This is a genomic window from Pseudomonas sp. W2Aug9, assembly GCF_023127755.1.
GTDB classification, from domain to species: domain Bacteria; phylum Pseudomonadota; class Gammaproteobacteria; order Pseudomonadales; family Pseudomonadaceae; genus Aquipseudomonas; species Aquipseudomonas synxantha_A.
Window position 1 is genome coordinate 107,542 of the sequence record NZ_SPKL01000029.1, and the last position, 14,530, is coordinate 122,071.

Below are 14,530 nucleotides of genomic sequence, written 5' to 3' on the forward strand. Positions count from 1 at the left end.
CATTCGGTGGTCTGGCTATGCCATGGGCGAATGAAAGTCGTCCTTGGGCACTGTTTTTATTCATTGCCGTCCTGTTGGGAGGGCAACTTCAGGCATGGGCTCAGGATGTGCCAACGGCAACGCCTGTCACGCCCAGCCAGCTTGATGAACCGATCATTTTCGATTCACAGATGTTAATGCAAGGAGCGTCCGGCATGGCCATTGATACCACCCGTTTTGAACAGCCGGACCGCAATGTTCCTGGGACTTATCGCTTGGATATCCTGATCAACGGCCAATGGCGTGCGATCCAGGAGGTCGAGTTACGGGCAGTCGCCGGGCTTGCGGATGCGCAACCATGCTATAGCGCCGAACTACTCATGCGTGTTGGCATAGACCTTGAGCGGAGTCGCAGAGGACGTGGCAGCGATCAACAGAGCACGGTCGTCCCGCAAGGACTGACCTGCGACAAGCTTGAGCGTTTCGTGCCGGGCGCTGCCATCAGTGTTGACCTGCCCGAACAGAAACTGCACATCACCGTTGCGCAGTACTACCTGCAACGGCCCGCCACCAGCACCTATGTCGACCCGTCCAGTTGGGACAGTGGCGTAACAGCCGGCTTGCTGAACTACGACGCCAACCTGTTCAGCGCTCAAAGCCAAGGGCGCCGCGACACGCATGCTTATTCAGGGTTGAACATGGGCCTGAACCTGGGGGGTATCAGGCTGCGGCATAACGCCAGCCTGACCTGGTCGCCCACATTGGGTGGGCGTTACCAGCGCGGTTACGCCTATGGTCAGGTCGACCTCACGGGCTGGAAGTCGCAGTTGCTGTTCGGAGAGAGCACTACCAGTGGTGAGTTGTTCGATGCGGTGTCGTTTCGCGGCGTCCAGCTCGAAAGCGACGACCGCATGTTGCCTGATACGCAGCGCTACTACGCCCCAGTGGTACGTGGCACCGCGACCTCCAATGCCAAGGTTTCGATCTATCAGCGTGGGTACCTGGTCTACGAAACAACTGTAGCGCCCGGCTCCTTTGAAATCGCCGACTTGCAAGCAGCGAGTTTTGGTGGCGACCTGCGGGTAACAGTCACCGAAGCCGATGGTCGCGAACACGGGTTCGTCGTGCCATTTGCTACGACGGTGCAATTACTCCGCCCAGGCTCAACGCGCTACAGCCTGGTGGCCGGTCAGTTGGTGGATCCCGGCTTGCACGGCCGACCTCCGCTTGTCTTGCAAGGCACCCTGCAACGCGGCCTGGACAACAACCTGACCGGTTACGGCGGCACCGCACTGACCCCCGGCTATGTATCCGGCTTGGCAGGCATGGCGCTTAATACCCGGTTCGGCGGTTTCGCCGCCGACCTTACCGCAGCCAGCACCGAACTCCCCGCAGGGCAGACCCAGCAGGGTTCCAGTCTGCGCCTGTCGTACAGCAAGAACCTGCCCAATAGCCGCACGAATTTCTCGTTACTCGCCTATCGCTATTCAACCTCAGGGTACTTGGGGCTTCACGATGCGGTAGCGCTTCAGGATCGGATGCGCAACGAGTCCGGGCGCGCCACCGACTTCGCCCGTGTACGCGCTCGGTTCGACGCCAATATCAGCCAGGGGCTGGGCACCGATGGAGGCAACGTATATCTCAACACTTCATCAAGCCAGTACTGGCAGCAAGCGGGGCGGACCCTCAGTTTCTCCATGGGCTACAGCAATCAGTGGCGCGGTAATTTCTACTCGATCGCGGCCCAGCGTAGTCATAGCGCATCGCCAGGTGGGCTGCGACATGCAAGGGATCAAGACGACACGCAGCTCACCTTCACGCTGTCGATTCCCTTGGGCCGCGATGGGCATGGCGGTGCGGTGATCAACAGTTATGCCAGCCATGACCGTCGCTCAGGCCGGCAGATGTCTACCGGTATATCCGGCGCCTTCAGTGAGCGCGGCGATGCGTCCTATGCCGTTTCGGTCGCCCATGCCGACCGGCAGCGCGGTGCCTCCAGCAATGCCAGCGTCAACTACCGCCTGCCTCAAGGTGCGTTCGGTGCAAGTCTTTCTCAGGGGGCGGATTATCACCAGCAGTCACTCAGTGCATCGGGCGCCGTAGTCCTGCACCCGGGCGGCATGACGCTTGCGCAAACCCTTGGCGAAACGGTAGGTGTGGTCAAGGCGCTTGACGCTGAAGGCGCAAGGGTCGGTTACACAGGGGCGAGCGTTGGTAAAGATGGCTACGCGATCGTCTCTAGCCTGAGCCCTTATCAACTCAACCAGATTGATGTCGACCCGCAAGGCGTACCCAATGACATAGAGCTACAGGTCAGTTCACGCAGCGTCGCCCCTCGTGCTGGCGCCGTAGTGATGCTCGATTTTCCGACGCGTAAATCCCGCCCGTTGTTGATCGACAGCCAACGCAGCAATGGTCAGCGCCTGCCGTTCGCTGCCTCAGCCGTTGATGTGCAGAGCGGCCAAGTGATTGGTGCGGTGGGGCAGGGCAGCCGGCTGGTGGTACGCAGTGACAAGAGTCGCGGCTCGATTCGTGTGGAGTGGGGCAGTGATGCCGACCAGCAATGCCAAGTGGATTATGCGTTGCCCGAGCGCCACGCCCGCGAAGGCAGCGCGTTTGAGTTGCTCAATCTGGTGTGTCACGACATAGACGCCCGGCCTGCAGGCAAGGAGCGTGTGTTGTGAGGTCGCTTTATGCCGTGTGCCTGCTGATTTGCGCGCATGCCAGCAGCAGCCAGGCAGCGTTGACGGTGACGGGAACTCGCTTCGTCTACGCAGCCGATGCACGTGCGCTGACGGTACGAATCAGTAATGGCGGCGAAGCGCCGATCCTGGCCCAGAGCTGGTTGGACCGAGGCCAAATCAATCAAGACCCCTCTGGCCTGTCCGTGCCGTTCGTAGTCAGCCGTCCTTTATTGCGCTTGGACCCTGGGCAGCGCAGCGCGCTTGAAGTCCGCTACACCGGCGAAGCGCTGCCCGCCGACCGCGAGTCGCTGTTTTGGCTGAACTTCCTTGAAGTGCCACCGCTGCCGCCACGCAGTACACATCTGCTGCGGCTTTCGTATCGGTTGCGCATGAAGCTGCTGTTCAGGCCGGCGGGGCTGGCGGGGAGCGCGGAAGAGGCGGGCCGACAGTTGACCTGGCGCGCACACCGCAAGGCCCTTGAGGCCTGCAATAAGGCACCGTTTTTTGTCTCGCTCACTGCGCAGCGACTGGAGACGGGAGCCGCTGACGAGATTCAGCGCAGCGCCACGATTGCGCCATTTACCTGCGCGGATTTCCCCCTTACCGGGGCGTCGGCGACACCCACTTTTATCCATTACCAATTTGTTGCAGACAGGGGAGGAATGATCGATGCACGGGCGCCGGTTCACCATGATTAACGGTTTCGCGACGAGGCCTTTGCTCGCCGTCGGTGTCGCGCTGGCGCTCTCTGGCGTGCCCTCGGCGTGGGCACAAGTGCCCAGTGCGGGCCAGGTGATGCGTGACATCGAATCCCTGGCACCGGCACCCCTGCCTTCTGCGCCGGTACAGGTCGATATGCCCCCGCCTTCAGCACTGTCTCAGGCAACGCCTGGCGGCGGTATGCAGTTGCAAGTGAAAGGTTTTGTGATCGACGGCAACCAGGTCTTCAATCGCGAGCAACTGCTTGAACTGCTGGCCGACTTGCCGGGCCAGTCATTGGACCTCGCCGGGCTACGCGCCGCTGCACAACGCATTACACAGTATTACCAGGGCCACGGGTATGCACTGGCGCGGGCGTTTTTGCCCGCCCAGGACATCGATCAAGGCATCGTGCGTATCCAGGTGCTGGAGGGGCATTACGGGCGCATCGAGTTGAACAATCGCTCCCGCGTGATCGATGCTGTGTTGCAGCAACCGTTGTCGGCATTGCGTCCGGGTGAGGCGGTCTACGACGCAGACCTGGAGCAAAGCCTGTTGTTGCTCAGTGATCTTCCAGGCGTTGCGGTGAAAGGCACATTGCGCCCAGGCTCACTGCCCGGTAGCACCGACCTGGTGGTCGATGCCGAGCCTGGCCCCTGGTACGCCGGCACCTTGGAAGCCGACAACTACGGCGACCGCTACACCGGCGAATATCGCCTTGGCGCCAGCCTGGTTTTAAACAACCCGCTGCGCCTGGGTGATGCCCTCAACATGCGCCTGCTGCAAAGCGATCAGCACCAACGTTACTACCGCTTCGGCTACAGCCTGCCCGTGGGCCCGTGGTCGACCACCCTTGGCACCTCTTATTCGCGCATGAGCTACCAACTGGGCAAGGACGTAGAAGTGCTCGAAGCAAAAGGCCAAGCCACCGTGCGCAGCCTCTTCGCTTTGCAACCCTTGATTCGCAGCCGCACCTTCAACCTCAGCGCGCAATTGCAGTTCGACGACAAGCAACTGCAAGACGATATCGACCTGTTCGACCTGCGCAGCCCCAAGCATGTGGAATTGTGGACCCTGGGTATCAATGCCAGTGGCCAGGACCGCTGGCTGGGCGGTGGGCAAAGTTTTGCCTCGCTCAGCTACAGCGCCGGGCGCCTGGGTATCGGCGAAGCCATCGATCGCACCATGGATAGGCTAAGCGCCAGCGCCGCGGGGCATTTCACACGCGCAAATCTGAGCCTCGGCCGATTGCAGTACCTGAGCCCGCGCTGGCAGCTGTACAGCCAATTGAATGCGCAGTGGGCGGGTAACAACCTCGACAGCTCCGAGAAGTTTGGCCTTGGTGGCCCCAATGGTGTTCGTGCCTACGCGTTGGGTGCCGGCAGTGGTGACCAGGGCTGGCAGGCCAGCACCGAGCTGCGCTATCTGGCGGCGCCGGGCGTGCAGTTGAGCGGCTTCGCCGACCGGGGCGTGATCACGGTCAGCAAGCAACCCTGGACCGCGCAAAGCAATCAGCGATCACTCACGGCCGCAGGGGTTAGCGCCAGTTGGCGCGGCGTCGGGCAACAGCTCAGCGTCACCGCAGCATGGCCCATCCACGGGACTGAGCAGAACGACGCACCGCATCAGGATCCGCGCGTGTGGTTCAGCGCCATTCAGTATTTCTAAGCACATTCGTGCCTGGAAGCAGTACCGCCTTGCAACGCTATGCAAGGCGTCATTAAGGAAGAGGAAATTCATGTGAACAAGGTTTACTCACTGGTCTGGAACCACGCGATGAACTGCTGGAAGGTTGCTCACGAAGGGGCTCGCCGGCATTGCAAGACCGGCGCCAAATGTTCGGCCATCGGCACGCTGGCGTTGTTGGGCGCTGCACCGGCATTCGCTTTGCCGTTAGGCGGTACGGTAGTCTCCGGCAAGGGCGACATATTGGGATTCGAATCCAACTCGCAAATGTCGATCAACCAGCACAGCGACAAGTTGATTACCAACTGGACGGACTTCAGCGTTGCCGCAGGACAAAAGGTGGTATTCAACCAACCGAGCGCCACTTCCATTGCGCTCAACAGGGTAATCGGTACTAACGTCAGTAGCATCAAGGGGCAAGTGGACGCCAATGGTCGCGTGTTTCTGGTCAACCCCAACGGGATCGTGGTCGGTCAAGGCGCACAGATCAATGTCGGAAGCTTGATTGCTACCACCAAGGACATCAAAGACGCGGATTTCCTCGCTGGCAAATACACCTTCAGCGGTGTTTCCAATGCAGAAATCAGCAACAGCGGCACGATCAACGCGCAGCCGGGCGGCAGTATTGCGCTACTTGGCAACCAGGTGCGCAACGATGGCGTTATCCAGGCCCAGATGGGCCAGGTTGCGTTGGGCGCTGGGAATGATTTCACGGTCAATTTCGACGGCAACCAACTGCTCAATCTTCAGGTCACCGGTGATGCGATCAACGCCCTGGCGCAAAACGGCGGCTTGCTCAAGGCCGACGGTGGCCAGGTGCTGATGACCGGTAAAAGCGCCAATGCGATGTTGCAAACGGTGGTGAATAACCAGGGCGCCATCGAAGCCAAAACCTTGAGCGGCAAAGCTGGCCGTATCACGCTGGATGGCGGCGATGCAGGTACGGTCAAGGTCGGCGGTTCGCTGCAGGCTCACGCCCAAAATACCTATGGCAGCGGTGGCATGATCGAGGCCAAGGGCGCCACGGTCGAGACCCAACTGGGAACCCAGGTCAATACACTGGCCACCAATGGTCAGACCGGTACGTTTAAAGTCAGCGCCAAGACAGTCCAGATTCAGCCAACTGCAGCATCAGCGGGGAAGACCGCCTACTCCGACACGTTGTCGCGCAACTTGATCAGCACCAATATTGAGCTGGTCAGTAACGACGGTGATTTGAACCTGGCTGGGCCGATAGCCTGGAACAGCGCCAATGGTCTGACCTTGAGCGCGACCGGGAACGTCATCCTCGACGGTAACGTGGATGCGACCGGTGGCGGTGCGCGTGTCGCGCTCAATGCCGGTGGTGATGTGAACGTAAACAGTAAGGTTTCACTGACCGGACTCTTCAGCGACCTCACATTGAATCACGTAGGGGATTCGGTATTAGGCACGGGCGGCCAGTTGACCTTGTCTGGCGCAGGGGCGACGTACGCGTCCAATGGTGATCGGTACACCGTGATCCAGAACCTTGCGCAATTACAGAACATCAACGCAAACCTTAACGGCCATTACGTGCTGGGTAATAACATCGTTGGCCGTTCAGCTCAATTCAAGGCTATTGGTGATAAAGCCGCGTTCGGCGGTATTTTCGACGGTTTAGGCAACACCGTGAGCAACCTGTGGATCTCCAGCACCGGCAGTAACAGTGGGTTATTCGCGGTCTCCTCAGGCACGATCAGCAATCTGACACTGGACAGTGCGACCATCAATAATGGTGGGTCGCAAGGCTATGGGTTTGCAGCGATCGGAGGGCTGGTGGGGCTGAACGTAGGTACATTGTCCAACGTGACTGCCCGCAACCACTTGGTCAACGCTGGCAGCAGCGGGGCGAACAGCGTCGGCGGGGTTGTTGGGCAAAACTACGGTGGCACAATCAAAAATGCCGTGTCCAGCGGGCGCGTGGCGGGCAACGCGTATACGCACGCCATCGGCGGTATGGTCGGTGAAAACGTTACGACCTCAGTCGGTACGGCACGGTTAGACCATGTGGTTTCAAATACCGTGGTGGGCGGCGCCATGCAGCGAGACGCCATGGGTGGCGTTGGCGGGCTGGTGGGTGCCAACCAGGGTGGCTTCATCACTGATGCCATCAGTACCGGGTCGACAAATGGCAACGGCGCCGGCGTCAATGTGGGCGGCCTGGTGGGTTTCAACTCCAACGGTTTGCTTGAGCGCACGGCGTCATCGGGTGAAGTACGGGGCACCGGGGCCGGTAATGTGGGCGGTCTGGTAGGCTTCAGCAAAAACGGCGACATTATCCAGTCAACCTCCACCAGCAAAGTTACAGGGTCCGGCGCCATCGGTACCGGAGGCTTGGTGGGAACTAGCCAGAGTAGCAGGCTCAAAGAGGTCAAGGCTGGCGGCGATGTATGGGATAGCGCTGGGGAGAATGTTGGTGGTTTGGTGGGGAATAATATTTCCGGCACCATTGATACGGCACAAGCCTTGGGCACTGTCACAGGCGGGCGCAATGCTCGGGTTGGCGGTCTGGTGGGGAACAACTATGAGGGCTCCATCACTCATTCTGTGGCTCGCGGAAAAACCAGCGGGTCGATTTCAAGTCAGGTGGGAGGCCTGGTAGGGGCCAATGCTGGCGAGTTGCAGTCGGTTGAAGCCAGTGGCGCCGTGGTGGGTGGGGAAAGCAGCTATGTCGGCGGCCTCGTCGGCACCCATGGCGGCAACTTCAGCAGCCATATTGAATCGGCCATGGCCAGTGGCACCGTTCAGGGGGGCGTGCGTGCGATTGTGGGCGGCTTGGTCGGTCTAAACCAGAGCTCTATCATCAACTCATCGGCAACTGGCGGGGTCAGTGGTGGCAGCAATGCCACCCTGGGGGGCTTGGTCGGCACGAACGCCGGAAACGTTCGCCTGTCTGTCGCCACTGGGAAGCTCACCGTGTTATCGCCTTATTATGGCCAGACCTTTGGTGGCCTGGTCGGGGCTAACTTCGGTGATATGGCATTCAATGGCGTCTCCGGAGAGGCTGCGCTTGTGCCTTTGTATGGCATAAATTTTGGCTCCATTCGTTGATCGTTAACCTTTCCTTCTAATCCCAGACGGCCTGACGCAGTTGATGCGTCAGGCCGTCTGTTGACTCTGCGATGCCTGATATGAATTCAATACTAAATGTTCGGCGTTCAAGGTCGGCCATAGCGTGCGTCGGCATATGGCTGTTTATATGTGGCGTGGCGGCTGAAGCCGGGACGTTGGTCGACAGTGTTGCGACGTCTTGCACATTCAGCAACGGTATGGGCAGGCCGTGGTCACAAGTGACACCTTTGACGAGTAATACGCCCATTGGCTCGGTGTTATGGGAGCGCGCTGTAGCGCTGAATGCCAACTACAACTTTGCCCCGGCTGCCGGCATTGCCCATGAGTTGGTTTCTATGGCCTATTGGGGACCCGGTACACCGCTGACAGACGGAATTGCCCCCACCAACGTTGACGGCATTGGCCTGAAAATATATGTGAACTCATCGGACGGTCAACGTCGACCGCTGCTGCAAACGCCACTGCCGATCGCGATGGAGAAAGAGCGCGTTCAATATGATTCGTCCGCAGCGCAAACGCGTGGTTCAACGATGGTTACCAACTACATGCAACAGTTGATTCTAACGGTCGCATCCAGCCAACTTCCTGCCGGAAAACTGATCGTCGATCGCGTTGCCGGCAGTTCTCAACTCATGCTTTATGCGGTGGATCTACCCAGGGGCAAAGCTGCTTTTGGCAGTAGTGTGGAGGTACCTACAGACAACATACCGATTGGCATCTGTCGCGCGCCTTACCTGCTGATGGGGCCCGCTGCTATCAATATGGGGAATGGTGGCCCGATTGAAATTCCAAATACCTGTGACGTGCAAACCTACCAGACGATACCGGTGCAACTGGGGCGCATGAGCCTGAACGATTTTCCTCAGGTGGGTGCGACTTCAATGCCTGTGCACTTCGCCATCGAGTTGAGCCAATGCGCGGCCAACGCCAAGCCAGAGATTACATTCACTGACAAGTACGGGCCGCCTGCGGACCCCACGATACTGACTCTTGAACCCTCTGCGACCAGTGCCCAGGGTTTTGGGATAGTCATGATCAATGAGTTGACGCATCAGGTGGTTCGTTATGACGGCGCTGCTTATCCGATGAAACGGGCTGGTGATGGAGCCAAAATACCGTTGAGCGCACATTACGTTCGCCAGGGGCATGATGAGACGTTGAAAGCGGGCGCCGCGAATGGAGCGGCGGAGTTTACCTTTACTTTTCCTTGATGGAATACAGCAGGTGACGGATGTCGATTCTTTAAATAACCAATACGCTTTGTTGTCTTGCTGGAATTTTCATCTGTCGAGAAGTGCATCGAGTTGTTCTTCTGCTGCCTGTAAGGAACTGATGCTGGCCAGTAATTCATCCTCACGCTGGTTTAGTGCCTGTTCGCGGAGGAGTAGATGCTGCGCTCGCTGTTCGAGTCGGTTGTTGCGACGTGTGAAGTCGCGGAGGAGGAGGGCGTGATCAAGGAAGCGGAGCAGACGGTTTTGGATATTCAGCGGGAGCGTATTGCGATGCTGGCCGCTTACGATGCGCCCACCATTCCGACGGTGCCAGCGTTTGCGCGATTGGCAGGTAAATCGCGGATTAAGGGTGCCTACTGGCAGTTGGACCCTGTTCGCCTAGCCCAAACGCAGGCTGTGTTGGCGACAGCCAAGGGGCACCATCGCTCTTAATTTTTTTGGGGGGGGGCGCTGTACGTGTGTTGGCTGTTCGCTTACACACCATCCCTAGGGCCAGTTGGTTATCGTAGAGCTTTGATAGCAGTGAAGTGAGCAGATCTGAGTTAGCCATCGTTGTTTCTACGAGGGCTTAGTAGGCAAGTAGGTAAAAGTTTGGGATGCTGAAACCCGTAGTGTTTCAAGTGTCCGTGGCGCCCGAGGGCCTCGGTGTGGATGAGATCCAAGTGCCCGAACGTATGCTTGAATTTTTTTTGAAGTCATTGCCCAGGACTTGGCCGGACGCCAAGGCGTTGGCCGCTGGTAAGGGCAAGCGCTTGATTGAGGTATGCCCTGATCTGGAGACCGCGGTGGTGCAACAGCGGCTAAAGCGTAACGTTGAGGCGCTAGCGGCGTTTGTCCGGCGGGAGGAGCAAGCGTTTGCCGAGGTATAAACGTGGCCCCGCCGCCTTGAGTCAGGCGGCATTGGGCTGATTTACTTCGAGACCTGCGATCACTGAATGATGGGTGTGTGCAACTTGGACAGCGCTCAACCAGCAAATTGCTGCGTGTGGGACTGTCGGACCCAGGCGAGTAGTAGAAGGGGCTATGTGCGGTAGCAGAGAGCTAGCTGAGTCGCCCAAACAAAGACGCGTCGCACGCCTGAGGGGCCAGATAGTGGTCGCCGGAAACATTTCGGAATTCATGCAGTTTAGGTTTGCCGCTCAATATAAAAAGTGATCGTTAGATCAATTATAATTCATGGTGAATGTGATTTCGGCATTCGCTGTACCTGGAACCACTCCTGTTCCAGTAGCCTGTAGCGCATAGCGAGCGCTCACAGGAATGGTAAAATTTCCACCTTTGGTTGAGTATTCGTTGAAAGCTATTGCCTTGTTCAATGGAACAGGCTTTAGATTGCCATCAGTTATTTGCAAGCCTATACCTTTAGCCGTAGAGGCTTGAGTGAGACTGATTAGACCTTGGTCGTCGCTCAATGAGGGCGAGGACGATGTAGGGGTAAGTGTATATGTAACGCTATTAATACCTGTCGGACAGTTAAAAAGCTCAAGACTAAAAGGGATTGCCGTTGACGCGGCAGAGCTATCTTTAGAAAAATCCTCTAAGCGGTGTTGGCCCATTTTTACATTGACGTTGCGTGTTTCGCAGGCGCTGGCAACTATATGGGTGATTTTGTTTGAGATGTAACTATCCAACACCAATGCATCGCTCACCAGGCTGCCGAATTCACCTGCGGGAATAGTCGCCCCCTGAGTTATATTTCCGCTTTTTATAATGCGAATTTGTGTGCGCGATCCGAAATTATCATAATAAGTGGCAGGCTTGAGAGTCACAGAGCCGTACGACTGCGCTAAGCGTTCCTGTCGAACAACTACCCAAGAAAGCCCAGTATTGTCGATAGGGAACTCCGTAGTGTGTAGTCCGGCGCTTCCTAAGTTATTTTTTACGCCAAAAGATGCCGCAGTTGAACATGTGAACCTAGCGTTTACGTTCTGTGTGAATACGGGGGATTCAAAAAGGACCGTGCCTGAAGCGAGGTCTCGCGGAAGCGTTATAGTTTCTGGTATATTGATCCGTATTAAGTTTGTACTACCGCTAGGGGGATCATATGTACACACTGCAAAAGTAATTGTAGGAAATAATAAAAGGAGAGCTGCAGCGAGCTGCTTGGCCAGTAACATATTCGGGGGCATACTAGAATCTCGATTATGATGTTTGGGTGTTGGCGTGCGATAGCTTGGGAAGGCTAAGCACCTGCTATAATGTAAGGCGGCATTATGCTCCGGCGGCACCGGCGCTGCTATCAGATAGTTCGCACGTACTTAAGGAAATTTCAGACTTTCTCTTCGATCGTTTTTGCGAATTTGTTTGCAAAGTTTCCTCTTGATACATGTATCGACGTGCCGGATCATATTTTAGCGGTCAACTAATTCCGGACACGATGTTAGGTTGTCCTTCGTCCTAGGCTGGCGTTAGCTGTTCAGGTGCGTGGTTTGCCGCTGGGCACCAGCCATGCGCAACAGCTCATCCAGGCAGTCGTGCCACGTCAGTTGCCTCGCTGCTGTTTCAGTTGTCGAGCAGTGCATCGAGTTGTATTTCAGCTGCGTGTAAGGAACTGATACTGGTCATTAGTTCGTCCTCACGCTGGTTTAATACAAGCTCACGGTTCATTAACTGCTGTTCGCGCTGTTCGAGTTCGCGTTGACGCTCATCCAGTCGTACATACTTGCCCAGCAATATTTCCTTATGGTTGGTAATGCTGGCGACAAGTGATTTCAGGTTCGCATCAATTTTGGACGAAGTGGTTTGTACGTCGCATGTCTTCACCGACTCACCCGTCAAACTGCTCGTCACGCGTGTTGCTGTAGGTGCGCAATTGCCAGTCTGCTGCGATTGCAGGGGCAGGGGACTGGCCTTGGACTGTGGGTCGTAATGCAAGAGACTCATGAGCCACGCGTCACTGATTTTCAAGCTGTAATGCGTATCTACAGGGCTGCACTCAATGACGCTGTCGGACAGGTCCATCAACGCATAAGTATCTTCGGTTTGTCTTGGGTCACTCGCGCACGCATCGCGCAAAATATCTTTGAGTACTTGAGCTGCCGTCGTAAGTGTCTCGGGCGGAGCATCGCGCATGCGCAGCCTCTGATACTCACCTTCAAGATACGTCAGGTAAATCCTTACCAGTTCATCGCCCGATTTTTCATTGAGGCTATAAACCAGGAACTGCTGGTTGAGACTGGTCGCGGTGAAACCGCACAGGACCACGGCGTTGAGCAATTGACCATGGGCATCTGGTATTTCAAGCGTTCGCAATAACATGAGCAATCCGGCTCCGTGAGGCTGAAGGGGGTGGCGGTGAGGTGAGCAGAATAGCCAACTGGACCCAATAGCGTTGTCAGATAAATCCTACTCGCCAATGGACAGTTCGATTCGCGCCAAGGAACAATCGGATTCACCGCTGATGAGGTTTCAGGATCCGTACCCTATCGATAAGGTGCGTCGCGAAACGAAGCGTGCACTCTCAGACGCTTCGCCGCGTCTGAGCAGGTAACTGGGCAACCATGATTGATATAACGCATTTGACCAAACGTTTCGGCAAAGCCCTGGCAGTAGACGATGTGTCTTTCAAGGCCATCTCGGGTGAGGTGCTGGGGATGCTCGGCCCCAACGGCGCGGGAAAGTCCACCACCCTACGTATGCTCACTGGGTTCGTGTCGCCCACCTCAGGCACCGCCAACCTCTTTGGTTTTGATATACGCCGTCAGACGCGCCACGCTCAACGTCTGATCGGCTACGTTCCTGAAACAGCGGCTTGCTATAACGAAATGTCCGTCGCGAGTTTTTTGGGCTTTATTGCTCAAGTACGTGGCTTGCGTGGACGCGAAAAGACGTTGCGGGTCACGGCCATGCTTGAGCAATTCGAGCTGATGGAGGTACGCGGCCAGACCATCGACACCCTGTCCAAGGGGTTCCAGCGCCGTGTCGGATTGGCGCAAGCGATTTTGCATGACCCCAAGATACTGATCCTCGACGAACCCACCGATGGTCTGGACCCGAATCAGAAGTACCGCGTGCGCGAGCAAATCAAGGAGTTGGCCCGCGACAAAATCGTCATCATTTCTACCCACATCCTCGAAGAGGTCACCGCATTGTGCAGCCGCGTGCTGGTTATGGATAAAGGTCGGCTGTTGGTCGACAGCACCCCGCTGGAATTGGAAAGTCGTTCGCGCTATCACCAGGCAGTGACGTTGTACGCCACCCGGCCTCTGGATGTAATGACACTGGGCATGCTGCCAGGCGTTTCAGGCATAGAGGCGGGGCCTGAACCCTATAGCGTGCGGGTGCTGGCACGCGCTGGAGCGGTGATATTACCGGCTATCAATTCGCTGATTGTGAGTCGCGGCTGGGATGTGCCACGCCAGGAAGTCGAGCGAGGCTCTCTGGGGGAGGTCTTCCGGCTGCTGACCCGGGAGCAACAACCATGAGGACGTTCTGGCCGGTGTTCAAGCGCGAACTGTGCAGTTATTTCCTCACTCCCGTCGCGTATGTGTTTACCCTCTTGCTACTGCTGCTCAGCGGTATCAACACTTTTTACCTGGGCGACTTCTACCAGCGTAACCAGGCCGACTTGGCACCGTTCTTCGACTATCTGCCGTGGCTATATGCGTTGCTGCTGCCGACCCTTGCCATGCGCATGTGGTCCATCGAGCGGCAGAGCGGATCAATCGAGTTGTTGATGTGCCTGGCGGTGGGTACGGCTGAAGCGGTTGTAGCCAAGTTCCTCGCCGCCTGGGTGGTCAGCGGGTTGGCGCTGGCGTTGACGTTTCCACTGGTGATTACAGTCAACTACCTGGGGGCGCCGGACAACGGCGTCATCCTTTGTGGCTATCTGGCCAGTTGGTTACTGGCTGGCAGTTGCCTGGCCATTGGCGGGTGCCTGTCGGCATTGACCAAGAACCCACTGATTGCCTTCCTTACCGCAATGGCGCTATGTCTGGCATTCATGGCCTGTGGCTTCCCGGTGGTATTGGATGTCTTGCATGGTTGGTCAAGTTTGCCCTGGCTCGATGGCGTGGCTTCGTTGAGTTTCCTCACACATTTCGAGGGACTATGCCGAGGTGTGATCGACCCACAGGACGTGTTGTATTTTTTCAGCCAGATCATAGGCTGGCTCGCCGCTACCGTGATTGCGGTTGAATTGAAAAAGGCAGTGTGACG

Annotated in this window: 11 protein-coding genes; 9 read left to right on the top strand and 2 right to left on the bottom strand. The window is 57.1% G+C overall.

What is annotated here, in order from left to right; genetic code table 11:
- Positions 1 to 170: 170 nt before the first annotated feature.
- From E3O56_RS19275 to E3O56_RS19305, 7 genes are all read left to right on the top strand, one after another.
- Positions 171 to 2,663 (top strand): fimbria/pilus outer membrane usher protein, encoded by a 2,493-nt coding sequence (locus E3O56_RS19275; RefSeq protein WP_282446902.1) that lies wholly within the window; start codon positions 171 to 173, stop codon positions 2,661 to 2,663.
- The gene (locus tag E3O56_RS19280) at positions 2,660 to 3,361 is read left to right on the top strand and encodes a fimbria/pilus periplasmic chaperone (protein ID WP_158682899.1); all 702 of its coding nucleotides are present in this window, start codon (positions 2,660 to 2,662) and stop codon (positions 3,359 to 3,361) included. Before E3O56_RS19275 ends, E3O56_RS19280 begins: the two co-directional genes overlap by 4 nt.
- Positions 3,354 to 5,030, top strand: a complete 1,677-nt coding sequence (locus E3O56_RS19285) for a ShlB/FhaC/HecB family hemolysin secretion/activation protein (protein ID WP_248128800.1) — start codon at positions 3,354 to 3,356, stop codon at positions 5,028 to 5,030. The genes E3O56_RS19280 and E3O56_RS19285 overlap by 8 nt, the downstream gene beginning before the upstream one ends.
- Before the next feature lie 72 nt (positions 5,031 to 5,102).
- Entirely contained in the window at positions 5,103 to 8,120 is a 3,018-nt protein-coding gene (locus E3O56_RS19290) for a GLUG motif-containing protein (RefSeq protein WP_248128801.1), read from the top strand.
- A 239-nt stretch (positions 8,121 to 8,359) separates the two neighbouring features.
- The gene (locus E3O56_RS19295) at positions 8,360 to 9,352 is read left to right on the top strand and encodes a fimbrial protein (RefSeq protein ID WP_248128802.1); all 993 of its coding nucleotides are present in this window, start codon (positions 8,360 to 8,362) and stop codon (positions 9,350 to 9,352) included.
- Between the two features lie 177 nt (positions 9,353 to 9,529).
- Complete coding sequence (locus E3O56_RS19300) at positions 9,530 to 9,805, top strand: hypothetical protein (RefSeq protein WP_248128803.1); 276 nt, start codon at positions 9,530 to 9,532, stop codon at positions 9,803 to 9,805.
- Positions 9,806 to 9,969: 164 nt separating this feature from the next.
- Positions 9,970 to 10,242, top strand: a complete 273-nt coding sequence (locus E3O56_RS19305) for a hypothetical protein (RefSeq protein ID WP_104912350.1) — start codon at positions 9,970 to 9,972, stop codon at positions 10,240 to 10,242.
- A gap of 294 nt (positions 10,243 to 10,536) precedes the next feature.
- Here the strand turns inward: E3O56_RS19305 and E3O56_RS19310 are convergent, their stop codons facing one another.
- Together E3O56_RS19310 and E3O56_RS19315 are read right to left on the bottom strand one after the other, a co-directional pair.
- Positions 10,537 to 11,142: a fimbrial protein gene (locus E3O56_RS19310; RefSeq protein WP_248128804.1), complete on the bottom strand. Its 606-nt coding sequence runs from the start codon at positions 11,140 to 11,142 to the stop codon at positions 10,537 to 10,539.
- 733 nt (positions 11,143 to 11,875) lie between these two features.
- Positions 11,876 to 12,631, bottom strand: coding sequence for a hypothetical protein (locus E3O56_RS19315; protein ID WP_248128806.1), 756 nt, complete (start codon positions 12,629 to 12,631; stop codon positions 11,876 to 11,878).
- Between the two features lie 242 nt (positions 12,632 to 12,873).
- Here E3O56_RS19315 and E3O56_RS19320 point away from each other — a divergent pair, with 242 nt between their 5' ends.
- Positions 12,874 to 13,797 (top strand): ABC transporter ATP-binding protein, encoded by a 924-nt coding sequence (locus tag E3O56_RS19320; protein WP_133714343.1) that lies wholly within the window; start codon positions 12,874 to 12,876, stop codon positions 13,795 to 13,797.
- Positions 13,794 to 14,528 carry an ABC transporter permease subunit gene (locus E3O56_RS19325; protein WP_133714342.1) on the top strand — a complete coding sequence of 245 codons (735 nt, stop codon included), beginning with the start codon at positions 13,794 to 13,796 and terminating at the stop codon, positions 14,526 to 14,528. Before E3O56_RS19320 ends, E3O56_RS19325 begins: the two co-directional genes overlap by 4 nt.
- Positions 14,529 to 14,530: the final 2 nt, after the last annotated feature.

Bases quoted from the DNA above. Each gene is read 5' to 3' on its own strand.
- E3O56_RS19275 (WP_282446902.1), top strand. From the start codon at position 171: ATGTTAATGCAAGGAGCGTCCGGCATGGCCATTGATACCACCCGTTTT.
- E3O56_RS19285 (WP_248128800.1), top strand. From the start codon at position 3,354: ATGATTAACGGTTTCGCGACGAGGCCTTTGCTCGCCGTCGGTGTCGCG.
- E3O56_RS19300 (WP_248128803.1), top strand. From the start codon at position 9,530: ATGCTGCGCTCGCTGTTCGAGTCGGTTGTTGCGACGTGTGAAGTCGCG.
- E3O56_RS19305 (WP_104912350.1), top strand. From the start codon at position 9,970: ATGCTGAAACCCGTAGTGTTTCAAGTGTCCGTGGCGCCCGAGGGCCTC.
- E3O56_RS19315 (WP_248128806.1), bottom strand. From the start codon at position 12,631: ATGTTATTGCGAACGCTTGAAATACCAGATGCCCATGGTCAATTGCTC.
- E3O56_RS19320 (WP_133714343.1), top strand. From the start codon at position 12,874: ATGATTGATATAACGCATTTGACCAAACGTTTCGGCAAAGCCCTGGCA.
- E3O56_RS19325 (WP_133714342.1), top strand. From the start codon at position 13,794: ATGAGGACGTTCTGGCCGGTGTTCAAGCGCGAACTGTGCAGTTATTTC.